We start from the raw sequence: 24,949 nt of genomic DNA on the forward strand, positions 1-24,949 counted from the left end.
CGGTGGAGCTGGGGGTTCCGACGAAGCGCGACGGCCGAGCAGCTCGGGCCGCCCGGCGCCAGGGGGGCCGGCGGCGCGTGCCCTCACGCGCCGCGGCGGCCCCTGCGAGGCCGTTCAGCGAAGGCGGGCCCCCCAGCCCCACGCCTGGCGAAAACTACGGGATTTCGGGAACGCTTCACTGGTCGCCGTCCAGCCGCCGCACGGCCGTGGCCTTGAACGAGGCCACGGCCTCGTCGCCCACCGTGAGCCCGAGGCGCTGCCAGGAGGCCGCGGTGACCACGGCCACCAGGGACATCCCGCCGCAGTCGAGGGTGACCCAGACTTCACCGTTTCCGGCCCGGGCCTCCCGCACCGTGCCCCGCAGGCGGTTTCGGGCCGACGAGGGCAACGCCTCCCGGGAGAGCACGATCTCCCGGGGATCGACCTCCACGATCCGGGTTTGGGGCGGCAGCGGCTCCACGAACAGGCGCAAGGGACCCGCCACGAACACGTCGCTTCCCGGGCGTTCCGGGGCCCCCCGCAGCACGTTGTCCGGGCCGCCCCGGCGCAACGCGCCCCCGAGGGTGAGCCACACCTCGGCCCCCAACCGCCGGGCCTGGGCCACGTCGTGGGTCGCCAGCACCACCGTGGTTCCCCGCTCCCGCCGCCAGCGGCCCACCACGGCCTCGATCCGCTCCCGGCTCTCGGGGTCGAGGTGGTTGAGCGGTTCGTCCAGGAGGAGCACCCGGGGCTCCTGGGCCAACACCCGCGCCAGGGCGAGGCGCTGGGCCTCCCCCCCGCTCAGCCGGGTGGCCCCGCGCCCGCGAAGCTCCCCGAGCCCCACCTGCTCCAGGGCCTCGGCGATGCGGCGGGCCGCCTCCGGACCCCGCACACCCCGGGCCCGAAGGGCCCAGGCCACGTTGGAGGCCACCGTGCGGTCGAACAGATACGGCGCCTGGGGCAGGTACCCGATCTCGGGCCGGGGCGCGCCGCCGCCCACGGGCTCCCCGAACAGCCACAACCTCCCCCCGGCCGGGCGCCGGAGCAGGGCCAGCACCTCGAGGAGCGAGGTTTTCCCCGAACCGTTGGGCCCGACCAGGGCCGCAAGCCCCCCGGCGGGCACATCGAACCGCTCCGCCCGGAGCACCTCGCGGCCCCCCCGCTCGATGACCACCCCCTCGGCCCGGTAGGCGATCATCCCGGCCTCCGTCGCAGCCCGAACAGCGCCGCGTTGACCCCCAGGGCCACAACCAGGAGCACGAGCCCCAGGGCAAGCCCCAGCTCGAACTCCCCCTTGCTCGTCTCCAGGGCGATGGCGGTGGTCATGGTGCGGGTGTAGCCCCGGATGTTGCCCCCGATCATCATGGCCACCCCCACCTCCCCAATGGCCCGGCCGAACCCGGCCACGAGGGCCGCGAGGATCCCGGTTCGGGCCTCCCACAGGGCGAGCCACCCCGCGGCCGCTCCGGACAGCCCCAGCGACCGGCAGGTCTGGTGGAACCGGGCATCGAGGCCCTCCACCGCCGCCGCGACCAGGTTGGTCATGAGGGGGACCACCAGCACGAACTCCCCCAACACCACCCCGGCCGGGGTGTAGAGAAGACCCCAGGCGCCCAGCGGCCCCTGCCGCCCCAGCAGGGCGTACACGAAGAGCCCCACCACGACCGTCGGCAGGGCCATCAGGGTGTTGAGGAGGAGGAGCACGCCGGAGCGGCCCGGGAACCGGCCGAGCACCACGGCCACCCCCGCCGGCACGGCCACGAGGGACGCCAGGGCCGAGGCGCTCGCCGAGACCCACAGGCTCGTGCCGACCGCGGTCCAGACCTCCGGGTCCCCCGAAGCGATCAGCCGGCCGGCCGTCGTGAAGGCGTCCGCGAAAAATCCCATGCGTCCTCCGGGCAGCGGCGCAAAAAAACCCTCCCCGCGCTCGGCCGGGGAGGGCCCGTTTGCACACGACGCCTCTGCCGGTCTCCTTTCCAAGCGCGGGAGGCCGGGGCGTTTCCGCCCCGACCCGTCGGCGGCCCGCCGTGGGCCCCCCTCGGGGTCGGTAGGCGATGACGACCGCTCGGAGACGTCGGCTACCATAGAGGACGCCCCGGGAAAGGGTCAAGGAGTCCCGGGCCGGCTCACCCCAGCCAGGGGTCGTCCTCTTCGTCCTCGCCCAGGGGCTCAATCTCGTCCTCGGACTCGAGGCGGGCGAGCACGGTGTGCAGGTCGTACTTCCCCACCCGGATCCGCCCGTCCACCAGGGGGCGCACCGGCGGGGCGAACCCGCAGCGCACGTGCAGATCGAGCCGGGGCACGTCGCCGGGCTCGCTCAGGTGGAAGATGCCGGGGCGCTCCAAGAGGTCCCGGTACACGCCCCAGATCAGGAGGTGGCTCAGGCCCTGCCCCCGCGCCCGGGGGGAAACGAAGATCAGGGTGTCGTCGAGCACGCCGGGATCGCCCGAGTGGGCCACCGCGTAGAACCCCAGCAGGTCGTCCGGCGCCTCGTCGGGGGCCACCGCCCGGCCCGCCACGAACCGCTCGGGGGCGAACCGCCGGGCGAAGGCGGGTTCCCCCTCCGCCAGGGCGATCCGCTCCGGGTCGTCGGGCCCCAAGGGTACGAGCGTGTAGGGTTTCCCCCGGAACCGCACCCGCCGTTCACCGCGTTCCACGGACTCCTCCGCCGCCTAGGGGTTGCCCGAACGGTTACGATAGGCCAAGGCGACCCAGGAGAAAACCTTTTTCGTTCAACAAGTTAGACCAGAACAACCAACCGCCGGTACTCAACCGCAGCCCCGGGCGGGCCCGCTTTTTCCGGAAACCGCTGCCCACTTCTCGCCCTGTGCCCTCGGACCCCCACCGCAAAAAGCCCCTGCGGATCTCCCGCGGGGGCCCGGAAACCCGGTTCTGTTTCCGCCCTACCGGCGACGCATCGCGCGCTCCATCTCCCGTTTGGCATCGGCCCGCTTGATGTCCTCGCGCTTGTCGTAGAGCTTCTTCCCGCGCCCGAGCCCCAGCTCCACCTTGGCGTACCCCCCCCGGAAGTACACCCGCAGGGGAATGAGGCTGTACCCCTTCTGGCGGATCTTGCCGTGGAGCCGCCGGATCTCGTAGGCGTGCAGGAGAAGCTTCTTGTCCCGGTCCGGGGCCTGCTCCTCGCGGCGGCCGTGGGGATAGGGCGAGATGTGGAGCCCCGAGATCCACGCCTCCCCGTTCTCGATCCGGGCGTAGGCGTCGGTGAGGTTGGCCTTGCCCTCCCGCAGGCTCTTCACCTCGGAACCCCGGAGCACGAGCCCGGCCTCCACCGTCTCCTCGATGTGGTAGTCGCGCCGGGCCTTCTTGTTGGTGCAGACGACCTTCACGCCCTCGGCCTTCTTGGCCACGTCACGCCCTCCGAACGATCCGGGGAACCGCCGCCCCTCTCCCCGCCCAACGGGAGGCCACCAGGGCCAGGGCCATGGCGGCGAGTCCCAACGCCGCAGCCCCCCCGTCGGCCCCGATGCCCAGCCGGGGCCCCAGGGCGTTTCCCGCCACGGCGCCCACCACCAGGGCGGCCACCGGCACCAGGTACACCCAGAACGAGGCCCGCATCACGGCCTGTTCCGGCACGGCCACCACGACGCGTTCCCCCGGCCGCGCGCCCAGGGGATCGCGTACCCACACCCGCGCCTCGCGGCTTCCCCCCAGGTGGGAGCAGGCCCCCCGGGCCGCACACCCCTCGCAGGCCGCGCCCCGCTCGGTCTGCACCAGGGCACGCCCGGCCCGCACCTCCACCACCGTTCCGGTCTCTTCGATCAAGGATCGATCCTTTTGGCTGGAAGGCTAGAAGGCTGGAAAGCTGGGAAGCTCGGGTCCCAACGATTTCCTCTTTGCGTCCCGCCCTTTCCCGCGAAAAAAATCCCGTGACAGCAGAGGCAGCCCCAGCCGGCCCCCGGCCGTGCCCGGGGCCAGTCTCCATCCCCCGCCGATCGGTTTCCGCGCCGTTCTCGCCGCCTGGGGAATAGCCTTCTGGCCTTCCAGCCTTCCAGCGTCCCAGCCTCCCAGCCCCTCCTACTGCGGAATCCAGTCCCGGTCGGGGCCGATCCGAAGAAGCACGGCCGTGAGCAGGGCGATGGCGTGCTCCACGTCCGAGAGACTCAGGATCTCGGAGGGGGTGTGCATGTATCGCAGGGGCACCTCCACCAGGGCCGTGGCCACCCCCGCGCGGTTGAGCTGCATCACGTTGGCGTCGGTGCCGGTGGCCCGGGGCGCGGCCTCGAACTGCAGCGGAATCCCCTCGTCCCGGGCGGTCTCCACCAGAAGGTCGAAGAGCTTGGGGTTGATGTTGGCGCCCCGGGACAGGACCGGGCCCTTGCCCACCTGCACGTCGCCCACGGCCTTCTTGTCCACGCCGGGGTGGTCGGTGGCAAAGGTCACCTCCACGCAGATCCCCACGTCGGGATCGATGCCGAAGGCGCTCGTGCGCGCCCCCCGCAGACCCACCTCCTCCTGGACCGTGGACACCCCGTACACCGAGCAGGTGAGCTCGCCCTTTCGGGCCGCGAGCCGGCGCAGGGTCTCGGCCACGATGAAACTGCCCATCTTGTCGTCGAGCCCCCGGCTCGCCACCCGGTCGCCGAGGAGCCGCTCCATCTCGAAGGCGAAAGTCACCGGGTCGCCCACGGCCACCCGGGCTTCCGCCTCCTCCCTGCTCGCCGCGCCGATGTCGATGCACAGGTCCTTCACCTTGGCCACCTTGCTGCGCTCGTCCTGCTCCAGGAGATGGATCGGCTTTCGGCCGATCACCCCGGTGACCTGCCCCTCCCGGCCGTGGACCCGCACCCGCTGGCCGGGCAGGAGATGGGCGTCCACGCCCCCGATCGGGGCGAAGTAGAGGAACCCCTGGTCGTCGATGTACCGGACCATGAGGCCGATCTCGTCCACGTGGCCGGCCAGCATGACCCGGGGCCGGTCGGGGCCCTTGAGCACGCCCCAGGTGTTCCCCATGACGTCCGAGCCGATCTCGTCCACGTGGGGCCCCACGTGGGCCCGCCACACGCGCTGGCCCGGCTGCTCGAACCCCGACGGGCTCGGGGCATCGGCCAGGCGCTTGAAAAACTCGAAGACAGCGTCATCCATGGAGTTTCCCTCCGGGAAGGCTACAAAGCTGGGAAGCTGGGAGGCTGGAATGCAGGGGGCCAGAACGCCGGCCCTACTCCCGGCCGCACGGGGGTTCGGCCTCCCAGCGTCCTAGCCTCCTCGCCTTCTAGCTTCTGTAGTCCGCGTTGATCCGCACGTATTCCGCCGAGAGATCGCAGGTCGTCACGGTGGCCGTGCCCTCGCCCTCGGCGAGCCGGATCCGGATCGCGTACTCCCGCCCCTTCATCACCTCGTGGGCCCGGACCTCGGCGTCGGCCCCGACGGCCAGGCCGTCCCGCACGATTTCCACCCCGCCTACCTCGATCGCGAACGGGCCGCCCCCGTATCCGCCCGACCGCCCCATGGCCGCGGCGATCCGGCCCCAGTTGGGGTCCTCCCCGTGGATCGCGGTCTTCACAAGGGGGCTTTCGGCCACGGCGCGCGCGATCCGAAGGGCCGAGGCGTCGTCCGCGGCCCCTTCCACCACCACGTCCACCACCTTGGTGGCCCCCTCGCCGTCGGCCACGATCATGCGGGCGAGGTCCCGGCACACGCTCTCCACGGCCTCGGCGAAGGCCCCGAACCCCTCCGGGGCGTCCTCGAGCGCCGGCCCTCCGGCCGCGCCGTTGGCCAGCAGGAGCACCGTGTCGTTGGTGGAGGTGTCGCCGTCCACCGTGATCCGGTTGAAGGTGCGGTCCACGGCCTGGCGGAGCACCCGGCCGAGCGCCTCCGGCCCCACCCGGGCGTCGGTGGCCAGGAACGCGAGCATCGTGCCCATGTCGGGCCGGATCATGCCGGCCCCCTTGGCCACCCCCACGAGCCGCACCTCGGCGCCGTCCGCCGGAAACGACCGGGCGGAGACCTTGGGGAACCGGTCGGTGGTGAGGATCGAGCGGGCGAAGGGATCGGGGTCGGTCCCGAGGGACGAGCGAAGCGCGGGGATCGCGGCCTCCATCCGGTCCACGGGGAGCCGCGCCCCGATCACCCCGGTGGAGCACACGAGCACATCGTCCTCGGTCACCCCGAGCTCCCGGGCCGCGGCCGCGGCCACCCGCCGGGCGTCGCTGAGCCCGGCCTCCCCGGTGCATGCGTTGGCGTTTCCGGCGTTCACGAGCACCGCGCGGGCCGTGCCCCGGGCGATCCGCTCCCGGCACAGGACCACCGGCGCGGCCACCACCCGGTTCCGGGTGAACACCCCGGCGGCCGCGGCCGGCCGCTCGCTCCACAACAGCCCCATGTCGAGGCGGCCCGGCGCCTTCACCCCGGCCTCGGCCGCCCCGAACCGAAACCCCGCCGGGATCACGCGGCCCCCGCCTGGGCCGAAACGGCCCCGCAGCACTTCTTGTACTTCTTGCCGCTCCCGCAGGGGCAGGGGTCGTTCCGCCCCACCCGGGGCCCCTCGCGCCGCACCGGCCCCTGGGCCGCGGCCGGGCGGCTGCCGTGGGACAGCACCATCCGGGCAGGCCGGGAGGGCTGTTCGAGCTCCCGGGCCTCCTCCTCGCGCACGATCTGGATCAGGAAGAGCTTCTGGAGCACGTCCTCCTCGATCCGGTCGCGCATCGACATGAAGAGCTCGTAGCCCTCCTTTTTGTACACCACCAGCGGGTTCTCCTGGGCGTACCCCCGGAGCCCCACGCCCTCCTTGAGGTGGTCCATGCTCAGCAGGTGGTCCTTCCAGTGGGCGTCGATGGACTGGAGCAGCACGTACTTCTGGAGCCGCGCCGCCATGTCGGGGCCGAACTCCTCGAGCTTCTGGTCGTAGCGGGCGAGAACCCGCTCCACCACGTGGTCGGAGAGCTTGTCCTTCAGCGCCCGCAGCTCGTCGTCGGAGGCCTCGAGCTGGATGTGGAACTGCTTGAACAGGAGCTCCCGCAACCCCTGGAGGTCCCACTTCTCGGGCGGTTCGTCGGCCGGGCACCGATCGGCCACGAGACCCTCGGCCACCGCGGCGGCCATCTCCTTGATCTCGTCGGTCAGGTCCTCGGCCCCGAGCACCTCGCGGCGCCAGCGGTAGATGGCCTCCCGCTGCTTGTTCATCACGTCGTCGTACTCGAGGAGGTGTTTTCGGATGTCGAAGTTGTGGGCCTCGACCTTCTTCTGGGCGTTCTCGATGGCCTTGGTGATCCAGGGGTGCTGGATGTCCTCGCCCTCCTGGAGCCCCAGCTTGGTGAGGAGCCCCGAGATCCGCTCGGACCCGAAGATCCGCATGAGATCGTCCTCGAGGCTCACATAGAACCGGCTGGAGCCCGGGTCCCCCTGCCGGCCCGCCCGGCCCCGGAGCTGGTTGTCGATCCGCCGGCTCTCGTGGCGCTCGGTGCCGATGATGTGCAGGCCCCCGAGGGCGATCACCTCCTCCTTCTCCTTGGCGCAGATTTCCTTGTATTTGGCCAGCGCAGCCTCGTACCCCTCGGGGTCCTCGTGGGGGTCGGCCTCGGCCCGGGCCAGGAACACCGGGTTCCCGCCCAGCATGATGTCGGTGCCCCGGCCGGCCATGTTCGTGGAGATGGTAACCGCGCCCTTGCGGCCGGCCTGGGCCACGATCTCGGCTTCCTTCTCGTGGTACTTGGCGTTGAGCACGTGGTGGGGAACCCCCCGGCGCTTGAGCATCCGGGAGAGCTTCTCCGAGTCCTCGATGGAGATGGTGCCCACGAGCACCGGCTGGCCCCGCCTGTGACACTCCTCGATCTCGGCCACCACGGCCTCGAACTTCTCCTTCTTGGTCCGGTACACCACGTCGCCGTGGTCCTGGCGGATCATCGGCTTGTTCGTGGGGATGACCACCACGTCGAGGTCGTAGATCTGCTTGAACTCCACGGCCTCGGTGTCGGCCGTACCGGTCATGCCGGCCAGCTTCTCGTACATCCGGAAATAGTTCTGGAAGGTGACCGTGGCGAGCGTCTGGTTCTCGCTCTCGATCTTCACCCCCTCCTTGGCCTCGATGGCCTGGTGGAGCCCGTCGCTCCACCGCCGGCCCGGCATGAGCCGGCCGGTGAACTCGTCGACGATGATGACCTTGCCGTCCTTGACCACGTAGTCCACGTCGCGCTTGAACAGCACATGGGCCCGGAGGGCCTGGTTCACGTGGTGGAGCGTCTCGATCTCCCTGGGGTCGTAGAGGTTCTCGATCCCCAGGAGCTTCTCCACCTTGCTTACGCCCTGCTCGGTCAGGATCACCTGCTTGAGCTTCTCGTCCACGGTGTAGTCGCCGTCGGAGCCGTCCTCGGCCTGGGCCTTCCGCAGGTGCGGAATGATCTTGTCGATCACGTAGTACTTCTCGGTGGAATCCTCCGAGGGCCCCGAGATGATGAGCGGGGTCCGGGCCTCATCGATCAGGATCGAGTCCACCTCGTCCACGATGGCGTAGTGGAACTCCCGCTGGACGTAGTCCTCCAGCCGGAACTTCATGTTGTCCCGGAGGTAGTCGAACCCGAACTCGTTGTTCGTGCCGTAGGTGATGTCGGCGGCGTAGGCCTCGCGGCGCTCTTGGTCGTTGAGCCCGTGGACGATGATGCCGACGGTCATGCCCAGGAACCGGTACACCTCGCCCATCCATTCGGCGTCACGGCGGGCCAGGTAGTCGTTCACCGTGACCACGTGCACCCCCCGGCCCGTGAGGGCGTTGAGGTACACCGGCAGGGTGGCCACCAGGGTTTTTCCCTCGCCCGTTTTCATCTCGGCGATCTTCCCCTCGTGTAGCACGATGCCGCCGATGAGCTGCACGTCGAAGTGGCGCATGCCCAGGACCCGGCGCGCCGCCTCCCGCACGGTGGCGAACGCCTCGGGCAGGAGGTCGTCGAGCGGCTCCCCGGCGGCCAGCCGCTCCTTGAACCGGGGGGTCATGGCCTTGAGCTCGTCGTCGCTCAGGGCCTGGAACCGGGGCTCGAGTTCGTTGATCCGCTCCACGACGGGCCGGATGCGCTTGAGCTCGCGGTCGTTCTTGCTTCCGAAGATCTTCGTCAGTACGGCTTGGAACATGATTCGGCTCCACCCGCCGCGCGGGCGGCGGGGCTTTGGGAGGATGGCTTACGCTACGGGGGTCGTCTCGGCGGGCGGGATGGGTCGGCCGGCGGCCGGAGTCGGCGGCCCGAAAGCCCCGGACTCCACCGGACCGATCATGCTAGCACCCGGGGCGGGGGGAGTCAAAACGCACGGGCGTGCCGGGCTTCACGCCCCGGCTTCGTCGGGACCGAGGGCCGAGAGAAGGTCCTCGACCTCGTCGAGGGCGTCGGCCGGCAGCACGGCTCCCGCGCCCGACCCGGCCCCCTCTTCGTCGCGACCCCGGAACGCCAGGCGCCGGAGCTCCCGGCGGCCCAGGGCGAGGGCGTAGCCCAGCCCCTCGGCCCGGTTGGCCAGGGCGTCGAGCACGGCCGGGGGCAGGAGGTCCGGACCTCCGCAGGCGGCGAGGCGGTGAAACAGGAACTCCCGCAGGTCCTCGGGAAACACCGGCGGCACCGGCGCCTCCTCGGCCCAGTCCGGCGGGGCGCCTTCGTGAACCCAGAGGGGCAGGGCCAGGGGTTGGCCGGCCACCCGAAGCCCGGCCAGAAACCCCAACTCGGCCAAGGCTTCGGCGTCGGGGGCGCCTTCCACGGCTACCACCACGGGCCCCGCTTCCTGGAACCGTTCCCAAATCGCTTCGCACAGGAGCGCGGCCCGATCCTCCCCCGCGGGCGCGGCCCCGATCGCCTCGAGCGCGGCCGCCAGAAAGTCCCCTTCCGTTGCAGGCACCCAAAGCACCGGCATCCCCCGGGCCAGGGCGTCGTCGGCGATGCTCGCCACCAGGGTGTCGCGGCCGCTCCCCCCGGGGCCTGTGAGGGCGACCGGCCTCCCCTTTTGGAGCGCCTCCACGGCGCCTCGCCGCACGGCCTCCCGCTCCGGGGTTTCCCAGAATAGTCCTCCGTCCGCCACCGGCGAGAACGGGTCGCGGCTGAGACCCAGGCCTCGCCACACGGCCTACGCCCCCTCCCGCACGGCCCGGAGCTTCCGGAGCCGCGAGGCCACGTCCCGGAACCCCGGGGCCTCGGCCTCGGCCTTCTCGAAATGCCGGAGCGCGCCCTCCAGGTCGCCCTCCTCCTCCGAGAGGTCCCCCAGCTCGTAGAGGATCGCCGCCCGGTCCTCGGGGGCGTTCGAAGGCACGGCCAGGGCCATCTTCAGGGCCGAGCGGGCATCGGCCCGGTTTCCTTGCTCGCGGTAGAGACTCGCCATGGCCGCGTAGGCCTCCCGGGCCTTTTCTGGCGACCGGGCCGCGATCCGGAACTCCTCGAGGGCCTCCTCGACGAGGCCCATCTCCCGGTACGCCGTGCCGAGGTGGTAGTGGGTGTCGAAGTCCCCCTCCTCGAGCTTCTCGGCGATGCCGGCCTTGAACTCGGTGACGATGTCGTCGAGTTCCGAGACCTCGAAGTCCTCGAACCCCTCGAAGCGCAGCCCCGAATCGTCGAGCACCTCGGCCTGGAGGTCCACGAACCCCTCGTCCTCCTCGGCCCGCGGGGACCAGCCCAGAACCTCGAGGCGGGCGAGCACGTGGGGCGACCCCGGGAACCGGTCCTTAAGCCGCAGGAGCGCCTGCACGGCCTCGTCTTTTCGGCCCTGGGCCTCCAGGAACTCGGCCTCGGCAAGCCCCTCCCGAAGGGCGTCGGAGTCCTCGGCCGTGGCCTCCCGGGCGCCCCGGCGGACCACCTGTTCCCCGGCTTCCCCCTCCACGAACTCGATGGCCGAGGCGTCGAGCTCGATCTCAACGGCCGGGGCCGCCCCCTCCACGGCGCCCGGCTTCAGGTACTGGATGGCCTTTCGCGCCTCGGCGTTCTGGGGGTCGACCTCGAGCACCGACTGGTAGGCCCGCAGGGCCTCGTTCTCCCGGCGTTCCTGTAAGAGGAGCTCCGCGATCTGGAGCTGCTCCCGCACCCATCCCTCCCGGTCGCCCCGCCGCTCGCAGGCGTCCCGGAGCTTCCTCCGGAGATCGATCCGGGCCGGGGCCCGTTCCACCAGGGAGCGGAGCTTCTCCGCGGCCTGCTCGTCCATGCCGTACTTGAGGTAGAGCTCCACCTCCAGGATCTCGTCCTCGAGGGGGTCCGGGCCCTCGGCCCCCGGCTCCTCCTCGGCGATGACCGGGCCGCCTTCCCACGCCTCGGCCTCCTCGGAGGGCGGAGGCATCTCCAACACCTCCCCAAGGGCCAGCCGGGCCTCGGCGTCGTCGGGCACGATCTCGAGCACCTTGCGGTAGTAAAGGGCCTCCTTGTCCTCGATGCCCCGCCGGCCGTACACCTTGGCCATGGCCCGGTAAGCGTCGGCCAGTTCCTTCCGGTCGCCCCGGGCCTGGGCGATGGCCGCGAGCTGCTCCAGGAGGAAGAGGTCCTCGGGATCCTCCTCGTAGAGGTCCAGCGCCACCTTGCGGGCCTCGGCGAGCTGGCCAAGGATCAGGTACGCCCGGAGCGCCAGGAGCCGCAGATCCCGGTCGCCGGGGTCCGCGGCCAGCCCCTCGCGGATCACCTCGAGGGCCCGTTCCTCCTCCCCCAGGTCCACCAGCAGTTCCGCGAGCCGCCGGCCCACGGCCAGGGCCTTGCCGGAGCGCTCGTAAAACCCCTCCAGGATTTGGAGGAGCTTCCGGTTCCGCCCCTCGCCCCGGAGCTGGAGCATGAGCTTCCCGAGCACCTCCTCGAAGGCCCCCATCCGGCCGTCCTCGAGGTAGAGCTCCGCCAGGTGCACCTTGATGGCCGCGTTGTCCGGGGCCATCTGCTCCATGCGGCCCAGGAGCTCCTGGGCCTCGGCCGTGAGGTGTTGGGCCCGCAGGAGCTCCACGGCCCGCTTGAACGAGGCGAGCGCGTCGCCCACGAGCCCCTGCTTCGCATACATCTCGCCCATGGCCCGCCACAGCCCGGGATTTTCGGGGTCGTGACGGGCCGCCTGTTTGTAGACCGCGATGGCCTTGAGGTAGAACCCCTGGTCGGCGTAGACCTCAGCCACCCGCTCGCTCTCCTCGACCACCTCCTTGCGCTTGCCCATGCGGCCGTAGAGCTCCAGGAGCCTGAGCCGAGCGCGCATGTCCCGGGGGTCGAGGGCCAGGAGCCGCTTGTACTCCTCGGCGGCCTTCTCGTACTGGCCCTTCTGGATGTACCGAAGCGCCGCGCGGGCGACCTTGTCGCGGTCGATGGCCATCGGGCCTCCTACTTCTCCACCCGCGCCCGGTAGGCCTCGGCGTCCAAGAGCGCCGAGCGGTCGAAGTCCGGGGCCAGCCGCACCCGAACCATCCATCCGGCGCCGTAGGGATCCTCGTTGATCCGCTCGGGCGCGTCCTCGAGCTCGGCGTTCACCTCGACCACCTCGCCGGCCACCGGGCTATAGAGCTCCGACACCGATTTGGTGGACTCCACGGTGCCGAACACCTCGCCCACCGCGAGGGTGCGGCCCGTCTCCGGGAGCTCCACGTACACCACGTCGCCGAGCTCCTTCTGGGCGAAGTCGGTGATGCCCACCGTGGCCACCCCGCCCTCGATCCGGGCCCAGGTGTGCTCCGGGTGGTAGAGAAGATCGCTGGGCAGTTGCATGGAACGCTCCTTCCGGAAAAGCAATGGTGTGCGGGAGATTGGGGAAAAACTGTACTCCGGAGCCCCCGCCCCGGCAAACCGTTACGGGCCGCCCCGTCGCAGGTGGGCCACGAGGCCCCGGAGCCCCATGAGGTAGCTCTCGGCGCCGAAGCCCATGACCACCCCCACGGCCCGGTCGGCCAGAAGCGAGCGGTGGCGAAACGGCTCCCGGGCGTGGACGTTGGAGAGGTGGACCTCCACGAAGGGAAGCCCCACAGCCAGGAGGGCGTCGCGGATCGCCACGCTCGTATGGGTGTAGGCGGCCGGGTTGATCAGGATCCCGGCGGCCCGACCCCGGGCCTCCTGGATCCGGTCCACGAGCGCCCCCTCGTGATTCGACTGGAAGAACTCGAGCTCGACGCCGAGCTCCGCGGCCAGCGTCCCGAGCCGGGCGTTCACGGCCTCGAGGGTCCCGGCCCCGTAGACGCCGGGCTCCCGCTCCCCCAGGAGGTTCAGATTGGGACCGTGGACCACGAGCACCCTCACGCGAACTCCTCCCGGTGGGCCCGGGCCCACTCCCCGGCGTAGAACCGGACCTTGCCGGCCGGCACGGCCTCGGCCGCGAGGATCGCCAGCAAATAGTCCCGGCCCAGCGCCGTCAGAGTCCAGACCTCGCCGTCGGCCTCCAGCACGAGGCCGCGTAGCCCCTCCCCCACGCTCTCGGTGCGGGCCGCGGCCGCCCACAGCTCGGCCAGTTCGGCCGCCGCGGTCTCGAAATCCGCCTCCCCCCAACTGGCCACCTCGATGCCGGAGCGCTCCAGCACCAGGGCCGCCCGAACCCCGGAAAGCCGGGTGCAGAGGTCTTCGAGCCCCGCGTAGAGATCAGACACCGAGCACCCTCCTCCAGGCCCGAACCCGGCCGAGCCAGGCCTCGAGTCGCGCCGCCAGGCCCGCCTCGGCCGGCCGGGCCTCCCGCCCCAGGAGCTCGCGCAGCCTCTCCCGGGCCTCCACGTCGTCCGGGTTCCGGGCCAGTACCTCGCGGTACATCGCCACGGCCCCGTCCACGTCGCCCTGGCGGGCGTAGATCTCGGCCAGGGTCTTCGAGGCGATGGGGGCGGCCTCGGGCTCCGGCTCCTCGGTTCGGGGTTTCGCCTCCCCGAGCTCCGCGGCCACGGCGTCCCGCAGGAGAGCAAGGCCCCGGGGAAGCTCCCCGAGGCCCGCCAACACCTCCCTCGCCTCGTCGGCCCGGCCCAGGAGCCCCAGGAACCGGGCCTCCTGGATCCGGAACACCGGCCCCTCCCGCCCCCGGAGCTCGACGAGCGCCTCCTCCGGCGGGAGGGTCTCGATCCAGATGGGGACCAGAGGCTCGCCACCCTCCTCCCGGAACCGGCGCAGGCGTTCGTTCAACATGACGGACGCTACTGGACCACCACCGAGCGACTCTTTGAGGTGCCGTCCGGAGCGGTCACGACAAGCTCGTAGGTCCCTGGCTGATTTGGCGAAGTCCAGAGAAATTCGACCTCACCGAGTACATCCGTTGATTCCGACGTTTTGTCCAAGGTGCCACCGCTTGCAGAGATCGAGATGATTTCTCCCACCAAAGCGTTGTCATCCGCATCTTGGAAATATGCGTGGTAGGTGTTCGACTCCGAAACACCAACAGTGGTCGGTCCAATCAACGTAATCACCGTCGAAGCCCCGGTGTTCGAACCTACCGACACATCGTGGGTCGCCTGGGTCCCGTCCGAGGCCGTCACGGTGATCGTGAACGAGTCGCCCGAGGCCGCGGAACCCGGCACCTGCCACGTAAACGTGTCGGTTCCCGCCGCGTCCGTGGTCAGACTGGTTTTGCTCAGGGTTCCGTCCGTCGCCGACACGGTAAGATTTAGGTTTGCGACCGTGTAGTGCGCCGGCGAGGCGCTGTCGGTCACGGTCACCGTAAACTCCAGCGTGTCGCCGGGGTTCCCCTCGTCGGGTCCAATGATCGTAACCAGCGTGGGCGCCACCCAGGCCAGTCTGTAAAACCGCGCGTTGCCCAGATTCCGTCCCTCGGTCTCGGCGTACACGTACACGGGGCTGTTCACCAGTTCGCCGGGATACGTGTTGGCCCAGCGCGCCACGCCGCCCAAGGTGGAGGTCTGGACCGTGGAGGTCAACACACCGCCGTCGAAGTTGTTCCCGACGGCGAACGCCAGCGCCCCTCCGGCGGAGGGAAACGGCGTGGACACGGTGAGTTCGCCCGCGGCCTCGTTCACCGCCGCGATCACGTACCCGCCGCGGGCCCCGCCCTCCAGAATGGCCAACGTGTCGCCCTCGGATACCTCCGAAAGATCCGCACCCGTGCGAAACACCGTCCCCCCTTCATCCACCGATCCGTCGCCACCCTCCAGCAGGATGTTGCCGAACTGCCCAAAAAAGACCGCCGTCCCATCCGGAACTGCGTTTCCGTACCGGTCGGAGACCACGGCAAAATACTCGTGGGTCAGGGTACCGTCGCTGTTGTCGTCGATGGAGTTGGACCGGCTCAAAAACACGCTGAACGGCGGGCCCGCCTCGATCACGATGCGGGGAACCACCGTCGCGAGCGGGGGGTCCAGCGGGTTGCCGTCTTTGTCCCGGAGAACCTCTACGAGGATCCGCACCGTGCCGGGCAGCGTGCCGGCCTGGAGAGGAGCCGAGGCCTGGCCGTTCACGGTGCTGAGCTTCAGCGGAACCCCCAACCCGTTCCCATCCAGGTTCTCGCCCCCGCCGGGACCGTCCACGATCGTCACCTGCACGTTGTTGGGAAAATCCTGGATCGGGTTTCCGAACACGTCCTGCACCGTGATGGACAAGGTGGCCAGATCCACCCCTCCCACGTCCTTCACGTTGATGGTGCCGTCCGGGGGATCCACCGTCACGGCGATGCTCGCCGGCTGGCCCTCCTGGCTCTCGACCACCACGATCTCCGCCGTGCGCTCTTCCCCATCGAGAGTGGCGCGGACGGTGACGGTGCCCACGGCCGTGGCTCCCAGCGTCACCTCGGCCTCCCCGTCGTCCAACGACACCTCCGCGCTCCCGAGGGTCGCGATGCCGTCCGGGGTGGTTTCCAACGCGAGAGCGACCGCGCCCTCGATGGGGTTACCGAATCCGTCGGACGCCGTGAGGCTCAAGGTCGACGTGCCGCCGGGCGCGATCTGGCTCGGGGCCGGGCTGAGCGTAAAATTTTCCACCGGTCCGGGGTCGAACCGGACCGATACCGAGGTGGATTGGGCGCTAAGCACCTCGGCCGTCACCTCGGCCGTGCCCGCCTCGGTGCTCGTGAGCACCGCCCGGTACTGCCCGGCGGCCGGGGAACTCACGGCTGACAGCTCCCCCAGGCTCGTGACGAAAGAGATCTCGCTTTCCAACCCCTCGATCGGGTTCCCCTGGTGGTCGGTGACCGTGGCCGTGACCTCCACCCCGCCCGCCCCCGGCGCGCTCACCGTGGCCGCATCGGCGGAAACCGAGAGGCTCACGTTCGGGGCCAACACCGTGAGGGTGACCTCTGTGGAACGCAGGGAACCGAACGTGGCCACGATGGAGGCCGTGCCGGCGGAGAGCCCCGTGGCCGTGACCGCGGCCGTGCCGTCGGCGCCGGTCACCGCGGAACTGGCGCTCAGCGCGACCACGCCGGTGGGGGAGGCCGAAAACCGCACCGTCTGCCCGGCCACGGGCGCGCCGCTCTCGTCCGTGAGGGTCGCCACGATCGCGCTCGTCCCCACGCCCACGGTGAGGGTGCCGGGGCTCGGGGCCGCCAGCGTGAGGACGCCGCCTTCACCAGCGGTGGGTTCGTCCGCTCCGGTCTGGACCGGAGACGGAGGTCGCGGCGCCCCGGTGCCGCTCTCGCTCCCGCACCCGGACAGGACAGCGACAAACGACACCGCCGCGGCCAGTAGTACCACGCCCGCCAAGACACGCCCCGTGCGGGCCCACTTCTGTGCGAGCTGCATGGTCAGCCTCATCGGTTCGGGTCCACGAGCCACAGGGTGATGCTCCCCTGGGCGTGGACGTCGTCGTCGTTCAAGATGTCAGTCGCATAGATGTCGATGGTGGCCGTCAGCCGATCCAGGTTCGCCTTCTGCTCTGGAAAATCAAAGAGGAAAACCTGCCTCAGCCAGGCCTCCTTTACGAATTTTGAAAGGACAACGACGTCTTCGAGGGTAACCTCTTCGTCCTGTTCCACGCTGGCCGACACGCTCTGGATCACCTGCTGCTGATCCGTGGGGAGAAACCCGAGGGGTCGACCGAACTTGTCCCGGTAGGTCACGACCACGGTGTGGACAAAGAGCTCCGGCACCTCCGGTACCCCGGGGCGCGGCTGGTTGCGCACCGTGATATCCACCATGTCGTTTTCGAGGTCGGTGACGATGGTCTCCCCCTCGTCCGGGAAGCCGTCGTTCTCCCCGGGGTCGCTCGTGTCCGGTTGACCATCCTCTCCGGTGTCGTCGGTTTCCTCGACAACGAAAAATACCGGTGTGTTAGCGCTGTTTTCGCTGTCCACGATATTGACGATGACGAGGCGCGATCCCGCTTCGAAATCGTCGGCGCTCCCGCATCCCTGGAGCACCAGGGACGAAGCCAGAAGCAGCGCCCCACCCACCCACGCGACCGTTCCCGTCCACCGATCGTTCGCCATGTCTCGCCGTCCTTTTTGCCGCTCACCGAGCCGGCACGAGATACGAAGCCGACTGTTTGCCCGTCAGGTTCCCGTTCGCATTCTCGTAGCGCACGGTCACCAGAAGCCCGTACTCCCGGTCCGCAAGGGGGTCCGCGGGGAAGGGGCTCGGAAACTCCAGTACGTAGGTCTCCTGCGGCGGCTGCCGTTCCACCGCGTCGGGGATCTCCTCCCGGAACACCTCCCGGAGATCCTCCGCGGTGATCGCCGTGAAGAACTCGCCCCCGGTCTCGACCGCGATCGTCTGCAGGGTCGCAAGACCGTCCTCCGACAGATCCTCCCCGAGCCCGATCGTGTAGACCACCAAGTTGGCCCGTTTCGCCTCTTCCAGCGCGTTATTGCGCGTGCTGTCCGGATTCCCCAGCCACGCGCTCGGCCCCCCGAGCACCGTATCCACGGTGTCGTCGCCGTCGGTCAGCAGGATCACCGCCCGTTTCCCCGGCCGGTTGCCCACCGCCTCGATCGCCTTGCTCAGGGCGTCCCCAATGTTCGTGGCCCCTTCGGCCTGAAGGGCGTCGATTGCCCGTTCCAAGGCGTCCTTGTCTCCCGTCAACTGCTGGGCCACCCTCGCGTCGGAGTCGAAATCGACAACGGCGGCCCGGTCCCCCGACTCCAGGAGGTCCACGAAGAGCTTTGCCGCGTCCTTGGCCACCTGCATCCGGGTCGCGTTCTCCGTGCCGAGGATGATGGCCTGCATGGATCCCGAGGAATCGATGGTCAGGGAGGTGATCTTTTCCGCAGAAATCTCGGTACCCACCGTCGTTTGGTCCGGATCGACGGGCGAGTTGGCCCCCTTGGGCGACACGGTGATCCCAAAATTGTGTTCGTTGAGGCCGACGATCAGGTTTCCGGCCTGGTCTTCGACCCGGACGAACATCCGGACCAGGCCCGCAGCCTCGTCGTACTCGGGGCTGACGCTGAGCCGCAGGGCGCGGGTGTTCGCGTCCGTGGGGTCCCGAAAGGCCAGGTCCTCCCCCGGGGCGGCGATCGGACCCGGCCGCGCCGGGCTCGGGTCGTACTCCTCCACCCCGCAGGCCGCGAGGCCGAGGAGGAGGGAGAGGGCAAGGGGAAGAACGCGCCGTGGGAAGGTCATGGGTCGTCCACCGTCTCCGCGAGCAGGGCGTCCACGAGGTCGGGGGGCACCCGGTGCCCCCACTCGGCCCGGCCGATGCCCCGGAGGAGCACCCACCGGGGTTCGCCGCCCCGGCTCTTCTTGTCGTGGCGAAGGGCGTTACGAACCGTTTCGGCCGAAAGGCCCTCCGGCCTTAGCCGGTACCCCCAGGCCCCCAGGAGCCCTTCGATCCGCTCCCGGTCGGCCGCCGGGAGAAGACCCAGGCGCTCGGAGAGCCGAGCCGCGAACGCGAGCCCCATGGCCACGGCCTCGCCGTGGGTGTAGGCCCCGAACCCGGCCGCGACCTCGAGGGCGTGGCCGAAGGTGTGGCCCAGGTTCAGGAGCGCCCGCTCCCCGGCCTCCCGCTCGTCGGCCTCCACCACCCGGGCCTTGAGCGCCACGGCCCGGGCCACGGCTTCCTCCAGGGCCCCGGGGTCCCGGATCAGCGCCGGCCCCCGGGCTTCCAGGAGTTCGAACAGCTCCGGGTCGCCGATTAGGCCGGCCTTGACAACCTCGGCCAGTCCCGACAGGATCTCCCGCTCCGGGAGCGTCGCCAGGAGCGCCAGGTCCGCCACCACGAGCCGGGGCTGGTGGAACGCGCCGATCAGGTTTTTGCCCCGGGGGTGGTCGATGCCGGTCTTGCCGCCTACGCTCGAGTCCACCATGGCGAGGAGCGTGGTGGGGATCTGCACGAACCCCACGCCTCGGAGCACCGTGGCCGCGGCGAACCCGGCCACGTCGCCCACCACCCCGCCCCCCAGGGCCACGATGAGATCTTCCCGCTCGATGCCGGCCGCCAGGAAGGCATCCCACAGGGCCGCGAGGGTCTGGAGGTTTTTGTAGGCCTCGCCGGCCCCCATGGCGAACCGCCCGAACACCGCCGCGCCGGCCGCCGCGAGGGCCGCTTCGGCCGGAGCGGCCCAGAGGGCCTCCACGGTGCGGTCGGTCACGAGGAACGCCCGTCGGCCGGCCAGGATGCGCCGAGCGGGCTCGAGGTCGCCAAGCCGATCCAGAAGCCCGTGCCCGATCAGGACCGGATACGCCCGGTCGCCCAATCCGACGACCAACGTTCTCACCGCCGTAGCTCCCGGGCCACCCGTTCCAGGACCTCCTCCGCCACCTGGTCCGCCGAGCGCCCCATCGTGTCGACCTGGATCGGCACGGCGTCGTAAAGCGCTCGGCGCGCCTCGAAGATCGCCCTCGCCTGGCCGAGCGGGTCGGCCCCCTCGAGAAGCGGCCGCACCGGCCCTCCCATCCGGGCCCGGGCCACGGCCTCCTCCGGCGTGACCCGCAGATTCACCACCAGGTGCCCCACGAGCCGGCGGCGGTTCTCCTCCCGGAGGAGCACCCCGCCCCCCGTCGCGATCACGGCCGGGCCGCCCCGAAGGGCCTTTTTCAGGGCCCGGGACTCCCGGTCCCGGAACCCCTCCTCCCCCTCGGCCGCGAAGATCTCCGGGACCGACCGGCCGGCCTCGGCCTCGATGGCCCGGTCGAGGTCCACGAAGACCCAGCCCAGGCGCTCGGCCACCCGGCGGCCCACGGCCGACTTGCCCGAGGCCATGAATCCGGTCAGGACGAGGTTCCGGACCACCGCCGGTTGATCCGGTCGAGGTACGCCTCGAGCCCGGCCCGCAGGTCGGCGAGGCTGTCGCCCCCGAACTTTTCCACCGCGGCCCGGGCGAGTTCGAACGCCATCACGGCCTCCCCCACCACGCTCGCGGCGGCCACGGCGCACACGTCGCTTCGCTCGGTGGAGGCCTCGGCCGGCTGCCCGGTGGCCAGGTCCACCGTGCGAAGGGGCCGCATGAGGGTGGGGATCGGCTTCATGGCGGCCCGCACCCACACGTCCTCGCCGTTCGTGATGCCGCCCTCGATTCCCCCGGCCCGATTCGTGGGCCGGGTCACCCCCCCTTTTCGGCCGTCGCCGGGGCCGCCGGGAAGGATCTCGTCATGGACCCGGGAGCCCGGGAGCCTCGCCCCCTCGAACCCGATGCCCACCTCAAACCCCTTGATCGCCGGGATGGCGAGAAAGGCCGCCGCGAGCCGGGCGTCGAGCCGGCCCTCGGGCACGGTGTGGGTGCCGAGCCCGGCGGGAACGCCCGTGGCGAACACCACGAAGGTGCCCCCCAGGGTGTCGCCGGCCGCGCGGGCCTCGTCCACGGCCCGGCAGGCGGCCTCGTCGGCCTGGGAATCGGGCATCCGGATCCGGGCTCTCTCCGCCCGGGCGTGGAGCGCGGGGAACGGGTCCTCCCATGCCGCCTCCACCGGGCCCACCGAGGTCACGAACGACCCCACCGCGACCCCGATCTCCCGGAGCAGCGCCTTGGCCAGGGCCCCGGCCGCCACCCGAGCCGCGGTCTCCCGGGCGCTCGCACGCTCGAGCACGTTGCGAGCGTCGTCGAGGTCGTGTTTGAGCACCCCCGCGAGGTCCGCGTGGCCCGGCCGAACCCGGGTCACGGCCGGGATCGCGCCCCGGTGCTCGGCCGACGGGCTCATCGCCTCCTGCCAGTTGGCCCAGTCCCGGTTTCGGACGGCCAGCACCACCGGGGCCCCCGTGGTCCGGCCCCAGCGGACACCGGCCAGGATCTCCACCCGGTCGGTCTCGATCTTCATCCGGCCGCCCCGGCCGTACCCTCCCTGGCGGCGGGCGAGATCCCGGTCGATCGCATCTGGGTCCACCTCGAACCCTGCCGGCACCCCCTCCACGACGGCCAGGAGGACCGGGCCGTGGGACTCCCCGGCCGTGCGGTACCGAAGCTCCATCTCACAGGCTCCGGGCGGCGGCCTCCACCACCGGCTGGTTCACGATCTTGGGGGTGATGAAGATGATGAGCTCGGTCTTGTCCACCCGGTTGTCCTTCTTCTTGAACAGCCACCCCACGAACGGGAGCTTCGAGAGCCAGGGGATCCCGGACTCGGTGTTGGACTGGCGATTCGTGATGATGCCGCCGATCACGGTGGTCTCGCCGTCCTTGACCAGCACCTCGGTGGTGGCGGCCCGGGTCTCCTTGCCCGGGGTCCGGGAGTCCACCGCCACGAAGGTGGTCGACGGGTCCTCCTTGGACAGGTCGATCTTCATGATGATCGACCGGTCCGCCGTGACGTGGGGCGTCACGTTGAGCCGGAGCTTGTACTCGATGGACTGGGTCTCGATCTTCTCCTCGGTGGCCGTGGTGAACGGGATCTCCACGCCCTGGCTGATCTCGGCCGTCTTGTTGTCCAACGTGGTGACCCGGGGCGACGAGATCACCCGGCCCTTGCCCGCCGTCTCGATGGCCGAGAGCCGAAGGTCGAGGCTCAGCACGTCGTTCACGTGGCCCAGGGTGAAGGCGAGGGCCCCACCGGGCCCGGCCGCGCCGCCGGCGCTCGGGAAGTTCACCGCGAAGTTCCCCACGCCGGTGTCGCCTGAGACCCCGATCGAGTGGGGGAACGCCCAGTCCGTGGCCGCGCCGGTGCGGGTGCTCGCCTCGAACCGCCCGCCCCACTGGATGCCCAGGTCTTTGGCGAAGGTGGACGAAACCTCGACGATCCGGGCCTCGATCAGGACCTGGGGGGTCTGGGTGTCGAGCCGCCGCACCAGTTCCCGGGCCTGCTCCAGACGCTCGGCCACGTCCTTGAGGATGAGGGCGTTGGTGCGCTCGTCCACCGACACGGCGCCCCGGTCCGAGAGGACGGCCTTCACCTTGTCGGAGAGTTCCTGGGCCGAGGCATAGTTCACCGGCACGATGTCGGTGACGAGCGGCGCCTGCTCCTTCTCGGCCTTCTCCTGCTCGAGCTTCCGCGCCTTCTCCTGGGCCAGGCGCTCGGCCGGGGCGATCCGCAGGACGTTGCCCTCTCGCACCTTGTCGAGGCCCCGGGTCTTCAGGATCACGTCCAGGGCCTGGTCCCAGGGCACGTCCACGAGCCGCACGGTGACCTTGCCCTGCACGTCGTCGCCCGCAACCACGTTGAGCCCGCTCACCTCGCCGATCAGCCGAAGGACGTTTCGGATGTCGGCGTCCACGAAGTCCATGGAGAGCCGCCGGCCCGTGTATACCGGCCCTTTCGGCGTCGAGGTACCCGCCGCGGCCGCGGAACCCTCGCCCTCCACCAGCACGACCTGGTCCTTCTCCTTCTTGACGGCGGCCACCCCGGCCTCCCGGGGCTCGGCCGATCCGCCGGCCACGAGGAGGTTGAGATGGGTCTCGTCCCGCTCGATCCGGAACGGGGCGGGTTTCCGGAGATCCACCACGAGCCGGGTGTCCCGGCCCCGGGGATAGGCCGCGACGAGTTTCACAGCCCCGGGGAAGGCCGAGGTGTCGAGCGCCCGGGTGAACCGCTTCGGGAGCGCGGTGGAGGGGAGATCCACGACGATCCGGTCCGGCCCCGCCTCCACCACCCGGTGGGGCGTGGGCTTCGAAAACGCAAGCTCGATCCGGCTCCACTCGGGATCCTGCTGGAACCCGAGGTCCACCACCTCGCCCCCGCCCGGAAGCCCCGCCCAGCGGGCGGCGTCCTCGGCCGGCCGGGCCGCGGGCTCCGGAGCGGGCGCCGGGCTCGGCGCCGGCGCCGCCGCGGGCTCCTCCTTGGCGGGAGCCTCCCCGCCGAGCGCGAGCACAAACCCGTCCGGGGCCTTTTCGAGGTGGTATCCCTGGAAGACACCGGGCTCCGCCGCCTCCACCACGGCCCGCACCCGGCCCTCCTGCCGGCCCATCCGCACCCGGACGATCTTTCCTCCGAGTTCCTGGGTCACCTGGGGTTCGGGGAGCGTAACGCCCTCGGCGTCGATTACGAGCCGGGTGCCGTCGGACAGGAGGAAGGCCGCCAGGTTCGAGGGCTCGGCGCCGAACCGGAACCGCAGCCCTTCGCCGCCCGGGAGGGCCTCAACCACAGGGGCCGGCGTTGCGGACTCTGCTTCCGCCTTTGCCGCGGTGCCGGCTGTCCCCGCGCTCTGCGCGAGGGCGACGATGAGATCGAGCCCCCGCTCGGCCGGCTGCACCCGCGCCTCCACGGGGCCGGCCGCCGCCACCGTGAACACCGCCCCGCCCCCGGGCAGGGCCCGGGCCTCGATCCGCTCCACCACCCCGTCGCCCACGTCCACCCGGGGGGCCACCCCCTCCAGGATCACGTTGGAGAGCGTGAGCGTCACGGCGGGCGGGGTCTCGGACACCGTGAGCGCGTGTTCCGGCGTGCCCTCGGCCTCCAGGTGGATCCGGTCGCCCGCATCGGCCGGCGCGATCTCGACCCCGGTGATCCGGACCCGGGGTGCCGGGGCCTCCGAGGCGGTCGGCTCGGAGCTCGTGCGGGGCTGGAGCCCGGCGCAGGCCGCCAACACCAGCGCGAGGGCCCCCCCCATTACCGTCGTCCAGGCGCTCGGGCGCCGTCTCGAATGGCTCATGGCCTCACCTCATCCTCGGGAGTGCGGAGCCGCAGGTCCACGGTACGCACCTGTTCCTCTCCCAGTAGATCCACCACCCGCTCCTCCACCACGACCCGATCGGGCCGGATCGCGATGACCTTCCCCCCCCGGTCGCCCACGAGGGTCCCCACCCGCACCACGTACCCCTTGCCGTCCGGCGCCTCCACGAGGGCCCGCGCCCCGGCCCCCTCCCCCCACACGATCCCGGTCACCCGGAGTTCCTCCACGGCGAACCGCTGGAGCGGGGTCTTGGGCACGAACACCTCCGGAACGGGCTTTTTCTCCTTTTTGGGCTCGATCCGGATGAAGGGCTGGAACGGGTCCCGGAGCCCCTCGGGGTTGTACACGAACGCGGGCTCGGCGGGCTTCTCCTCGGGCTCGGCCGCCTCGGGCTTGGCCGGGGCGGCCGCCCGGGCGGGGGCCGGCCGAGACGGGGCGGGGGCCGGCGGGGGTTCGCCGCCGCAGGCCCAGAGCCCGAAGGCCGCGGCGAGCGCCCACAGGGCGAGACGCGCGCGGGGGATCATCGTTTCCCCCCTTTCTTCCGGCCCTTGGCGTCCTTGGCCTGCGCCGTCTCCCCGGGCTCCAGGAACTTGTAGGTCACGGCCCGGCAGCTCACCGTGAGCTTCGTGCCCCCGGGTTCCACCTTTGGATTTCCGAACTCGCTCGACACAATGGTCACGATCCGGGGCAAACGGCCCACCTTGTCAAAGAAGACGGCCACGTCGTGGTACCGGCCGAGCACCTGCATCTCCAGGGGGACCTCGGCGTAAAACTCCTTGGGCTGGCTCTCCCCCGGCTTGAAGAGCAGGAACTCGAGCCCCGAGTCCTTTCCGAGGTCGCTGATGGTCTGGAGGAGGCTCGGGATCTCCTCCCGGTTGGGGAGCTTCTGGAGGGCCTCGGCGAGCTTTTCGTCGAGCCGTCGGACCTCCTCTTTGACCCGGGGCAGGTTGTCGGCGATGGCCTGGTTCTCCCGGAGCTCCTTCCCCAGCCGATCGTACTGCTCCTCGAGGCGCTGGAGCTCCTGGAGCCGTGGCTGGAACCCGAGAAAATAGTAGCCCAGCCCGACCGCCACGGTGATCCCGACCCACAGCAGCGCCTTTCGGCTCGTGGGCCACTTGAGATAGGTGTCGACCACGGCTGCCATG

General features: G+C 70.8%; 23 protein-coding genes and 1 riboswitch. All 23 genes read right to left on the reverse strand.

Annotation, left to right across the window (positions count from 1 at the left end):
- Positions 1-175: 175 nt before the first annotated feature.
- Complete coding sequence (locus ACYQ8L_RS06605) at positions 176-1,177, reverse strand: ATP-binding cassette domain-containing protein (protein ID WP_459940991.1); 1,002 nt, start codon at positions 1,175-1,177, stop codon at positions 176-178.
- Positions 1,174-1,866 (reverse strand): ABC transporter permease, encoded by a 693-nt coding sequence (locus ACYQ8L_RS06610; RefSeq protein ID WP_459940992.1) that lies wholly within the window; start codon positions 1,864-1,866, stop codon positions 1,174-1,176. Before ACYQ8L_RS06610 ends, ACYQ8L_RS06605 begins: the two co-directional genes overlap by 4 nt.
- Before the next feature lie 81 nt (positions 1,867-1,947).
- Positions 1,948-2,051, reverse strand: a riboswitch (molybdenum cofactor riboswitch).
- A gap of 54 nt (positions 2,052-2,105) precedes the next feature.
- Positions 2,106-2,636, reverse strand: coding sequence for a hypothetical protein (locus tag ACYQ8L_RS06615; RefSeq protein WP_459940993.1), 531 nt, complete (start codon positions 2,634-2,636; stop codon positions 2,106-2,108).
- Between the two features lie 246 nt (positions 2,637-2,882).
- Positions 2,883-3,347 carry an SsrA-binding protein SmpB gene (smpB, locus tag ACYQ8L_RS06620; protein ID WP_459940994.1) on the reverse strand — a complete coding sequence of 155 codons (465 nt, stop codon included), beginning with the start codon at positions 3,345-3,347 and terminating at the stop codon, positions 2,883-2,885.
- Position 3,348: 1 nt separating this feature from the next.
- On the reverse strand, positions 3,349-3,762 hold the full coding sequence (locus ACYQ8L_RS06625) for a SoxR reducing system RseC family protein (protein WP_459940995.1): 414 nt from the start codon (positions 3,760-3,762) through the stop codon (positions 3,349-3,351).
- Positions 3,763-4,014: 252 nt separating this feature from the next.
- A complete protein-coding gene (locus ACYQ8L_RS06630; RefSeq protein ID WP_459940996.1) occupies positions 4,015-5,082 on the reverse strand; it encodes a M42 family metallopeptidase in 1,068 nt (355 codons plus the stop codon).
- Between the two features lie 127 nt (positions 5,083-5,209).
- On the reverse strand, positions 5,210-6,385 hold the full coding sequence (gene argJ, locus ACYQ8L_RS06635; protein WP_459940997.1) for a bifunctional glutamate N-acetyltransferase/amino-acid acetyltransferase ArgJ: 1,176 nt from the start codon (positions 6,383-6,385) through the stop codon (positions 5,210-5,212).
- Positions 6,382-9,057, reverse strand: coding sequence for a preprotein translocase subunit SecA (gene secA / locus ACYQ8L_RS06640; RefSeq protein WP_459940998.1), 2,676 nt, complete (start codon positions 9,055-9,057; stop codon positions 6,382-6,384). Before secA ends, argJ begins: the two co-directional genes overlap by 4 nt.
- A gap of 189 nt (positions 9,058-9,246) precedes the next feature.
- The gene (locus ACYQ8L_RS06645) at positions 9,247-10,029 is read right to left on the reverse strand and encodes a hypothetical protein (protein WP_459940999.1); all 783 of its coding nucleotides are present in this window, start codon (positions 10,027-10,029) and stop codon (positions 9,247-9,249) included.
- A gap of 3 nt (positions 10,030-10,032) precedes the next feature.
- The gene (locus tag ACYQ8L_RS06650) at positions 10,033-12,231 is read right to left on the reverse strand and encodes a tetratricopeptide repeat protein (RefSeq protein WP_459941000.1); all 2,199 of its coding nucleotides are present in this window, start codon (positions 12,229-12,231) and stop codon (positions 10,033-10,035) included.
- A gap of 8 nt (positions 12,232-12,239) precedes the next feature.
- Positions 12,240-12,620: a glycine cleavage system protein GcvH gene (gene gcvH / locus ACYQ8L_RS06655; RefSeq protein WP_459941001.1), complete on the reverse strand. Its 381-nt coding sequence runs from the start codon at positions 12,618-12,620 to the stop codon at positions 12,240-12,242.
- 81 nt (positions 12,621-12,701) lie between these two features.
- Positions 12,702-13,145: a type II 3-dehydroquinate dehydratase gene (gene aroQ, locus ACYQ8L_RS06660; RefSeq protein ID WP_459941002.1), complete on the reverse strand. Its 444-nt coding sequence runs from the start codon at positions 13,143-13,145 to the stop codon at positions 12,702-12,704.
- Positions 13,142-13,489, reverse strand: a complete 348-nt coding sequence (locus ACYQ8L_RS06665; protein WP_459941003.1) for a roadblock/LC7 domain-containing protein — start codon at positions 13,487-13,489, stop codon at positions 13,142-13,144. The genes aroQ and ACYQ8L_RS06665 overlap by 4 nt, the downstream gene beginning before the upstream one ends.
- Positions 13,482-14,009, reverse strand: a complete 528-nt coding sequence (locus tag ACYQ8L_RS06670) for a tetratricopeptide repeat protein (RefSeq protein WP_459941004.1) — start codon at positions 14,007-14,009, stop codon at positions 13,482-13,484. The genes ACYQ8L_RS06665 and ACYQ8L_RS06670 overlap by 8 nt, the downstream gene beginning before the upstream one ends.
- An 8-nt stretch (positions 14,010-14,017) precedes the next feature.
- Complete coding sequence (locus tag ACYQ8L_RS06675; RefSeq protein ID WP_459941005.1) at positions 14,018-16,582, reverse strand: Ig-like domain-containing protein; 2,565 nt, start codon at positions 16,580-16,582, stop codon at positions 14,018-14,020.
- Complete coding sequence (locus tag ACYQ8L_RS06680; RefSeq protein WP_459941006.1) at positions 16,579-17,256, reverse strand: hypothetical protein; 678 nt, start codon at positions 17,254-17,256, stop codon at positions 16,579-16,581. The genes ACYQ8L_RS06675 and ACYQ8L_RS06680 overlap by 4 nt, the downstream gene beginning before the upstream one ends.
- Before the next feature lie 22 nt (positions 17,257-17,278).
- Complete coding sequence (locus tag ACYQ8L_RS06685) at positions 17,279-18,388, reverse strand: vWA domain-containing protein (RefSeq protein WP_459941007.1); 1,110 nt, start codon at positions 18,386-18,388, stop codon at positions 17,279-17,281.
- The gene (gene aroB, locus ACYQ8L_RS06690; protein WP_459941008.1) at positions 18,385-19,482 is read right to left on the reverse strand and encodes a 3-dehydroquinate synthase; all 1,098 of its coding nucleotides are present in this window, start codon (positions 19,480-19,482) and stop codon (positions 18,385-18,387) included. Before aroB ends, ACYQ8L_RS06685 begins: the two co-directional genes overlap by 4 nt.
- Complete coding sequence (locus tag ACYQ8L_RS06695) at positions 19,479-19,997, reverse strand: shikimate kinase (RefSeq protein ID WP_459941009.1); 519 nt, start codon at positions 19,995-19,997, stop codon at positions 19,479-19,481. Before ACYQ8L_RS06695 ends, aroB begins: the two co-directional genes overlap by 4 nt.
- On the reverse strand, positions 19,976-21,169 hold the full coding sequence (aroC, locus tag ACYQ8L_RS06700; protein WP_459941010.1) for a chorismate synthase: 1,194 nt from the start codon (positions 21,167-21,169) through the stop codon (positions 19,976-19,978). The genes ACYQ8L_RS06695 and aroC overlap by 22 nt, the downstream gene beginning before the upstream one ends.
- Position 21,170: 1 nt before the next feature.
- On the reverse strand, positions 21,171-23,783 hold the full coding sequence (locus ACYQ8L_RS06705) for a type IV pilus secretin PilQ (RefSeq protein ID WP_459941011.1): 2,613 nt from the start codon (positions 23,781-23,783) through the stop codon (positions 21,171-21,173).
- On the reverse strand, positions 23,780-24,328 hold the full coding sequence (locus tag ACYQ8L_RS06710; protein ID WP_459941012.1) for a pilus assembly protein PilP: 549 nt from the start codon (positions 24,326-24,328) through the stop codon (positions 23,780-23,782). Before ACYQ8L_RS06710 ends, ACYQ8L_RS06705 begins: the two co-directional genes overlap by 4 nt.
- Positions 24,325-24,948, reverse strand: a complete 624-nt coding sequence (locus ACYQ8L_RS06715) for a type IV pilus inner membrane component PilO (RefSeq protein ID WP_459941013.1) — start codon at positions 24,946-24,948, stop codon at positions 24,325-24,327. Before ACYQ8L_RS06715 ends, ACYQ8L_RS06710 begins: the two co-directional genes overlap by 4 nt.
- Position 24,949: the final 1 nt, after the last annotated feature.

Source organism: Deferrisoma palaeochoriense, assembly GCF_054656955.1.

Bases quoted from the DNA above. Each gene is read 5' to 3' on its own strand.
- ACYQ8L_RS06715 (WP_459941013.1), bottom strand. From the start codon at position 24,948: ATGGCAGCCGTGGTCGACACCTATCTCAAGTGGCCCACGAGCCGAAAG.
- ACYQ8L_RS06705 (WP_459941011.1), bottom strand. From the start codon at position 23,783: ATGAGCCATTCGAGACGGCGCCCGAGCGCCTGGACGACGGTAATGGGG.
- ACYQ8L_RS06675 (WP_459941005.1), bottom strand. From the start codon at position 16,582: ATGAGGCTGACCATGCAGCTCGCACAGAAGTGGGCCCGCACGGGGCGT.
- ACYQ8L_RS06710 (WP_459941012.1), bottom strand. From the start codon at position 24,328: ATGATCCCCCGCGCGCGTCTCGCCCTGTGGGCGCTCGCCGCGGCCTTC.
- ACYQ8L_RS06630 (WP_459940996.1), bottom strand. From the start codon at position 5,082: ATGGATGACGCTGTCTTCGAGTTTTTCAAGCGCCTGGCCGATGCCCCG.
- ACYQ8L_RS06680 (WP_459941006.1), bottom strand. From the start codon at position 17,256: ATGGCGAACGATCGGTGGACGGGAACGGTCGCGTGGGTGGGTGGGGCG.
- ACYQ8L_RS06685 (WP_459941007.1), bottom strand. From the start codon at position 18,388: ATGACCTTCCCACGGCGCGTTCTTCCCCTTGCCCTCTCCCTCCTCCTC.
- ACYQ8L_RS06605 (WP_459940991.1), bottom strand. From the start codon at position 1,177: ATGATCGCCTACCGGGCCGAGGGGGTGGTCATCGAGCGGGGGGGCCGC.
- gcvH (WP_459941001.1), bottom strand. From the start codon at position 12,620: ATGCAACTGCCCAGCGATCTTCTCTACCACCCGGAGCACACCTGGGCC.
- ACYQ8L_RS06610 (WP_459940992.1), bottom strand. From the start codon at position 1,866: ATGGGATTTTTCGCGGACGCCTTCACGACGGCCGGCCGGCTGATCGCT.
- ACYQ8L_RS06650 (WP_459941000.1), bottom strand. From the start codon at position 12,231: ATGGCCATCGACCGCGACAAGGTCGCCCGCGCGGCGCTTCGGTACATC.
- ACYQ8L_RS06670 (WP_459941004.1), bottom strand. From the start codon at position 14,009: ATGTTGAACGAACGCCTGCGCCGGTTCCGGGAGGAGGGTGGCGAGCCT.
- secA (WP_459940998.1), bottom strand. From the start codon at position 9,057: ATGTTCCAAGCCGTACTGACGAAGATCTTCGGAAGCAAGAACGACCGC.
- aroC (WP_459941010.1), bottom strand. From the start codon at position 21,169: ATGGAGCTTCGGTACCGCACGGCCGGGGAGTCCCACGGCCCGGTCCTC.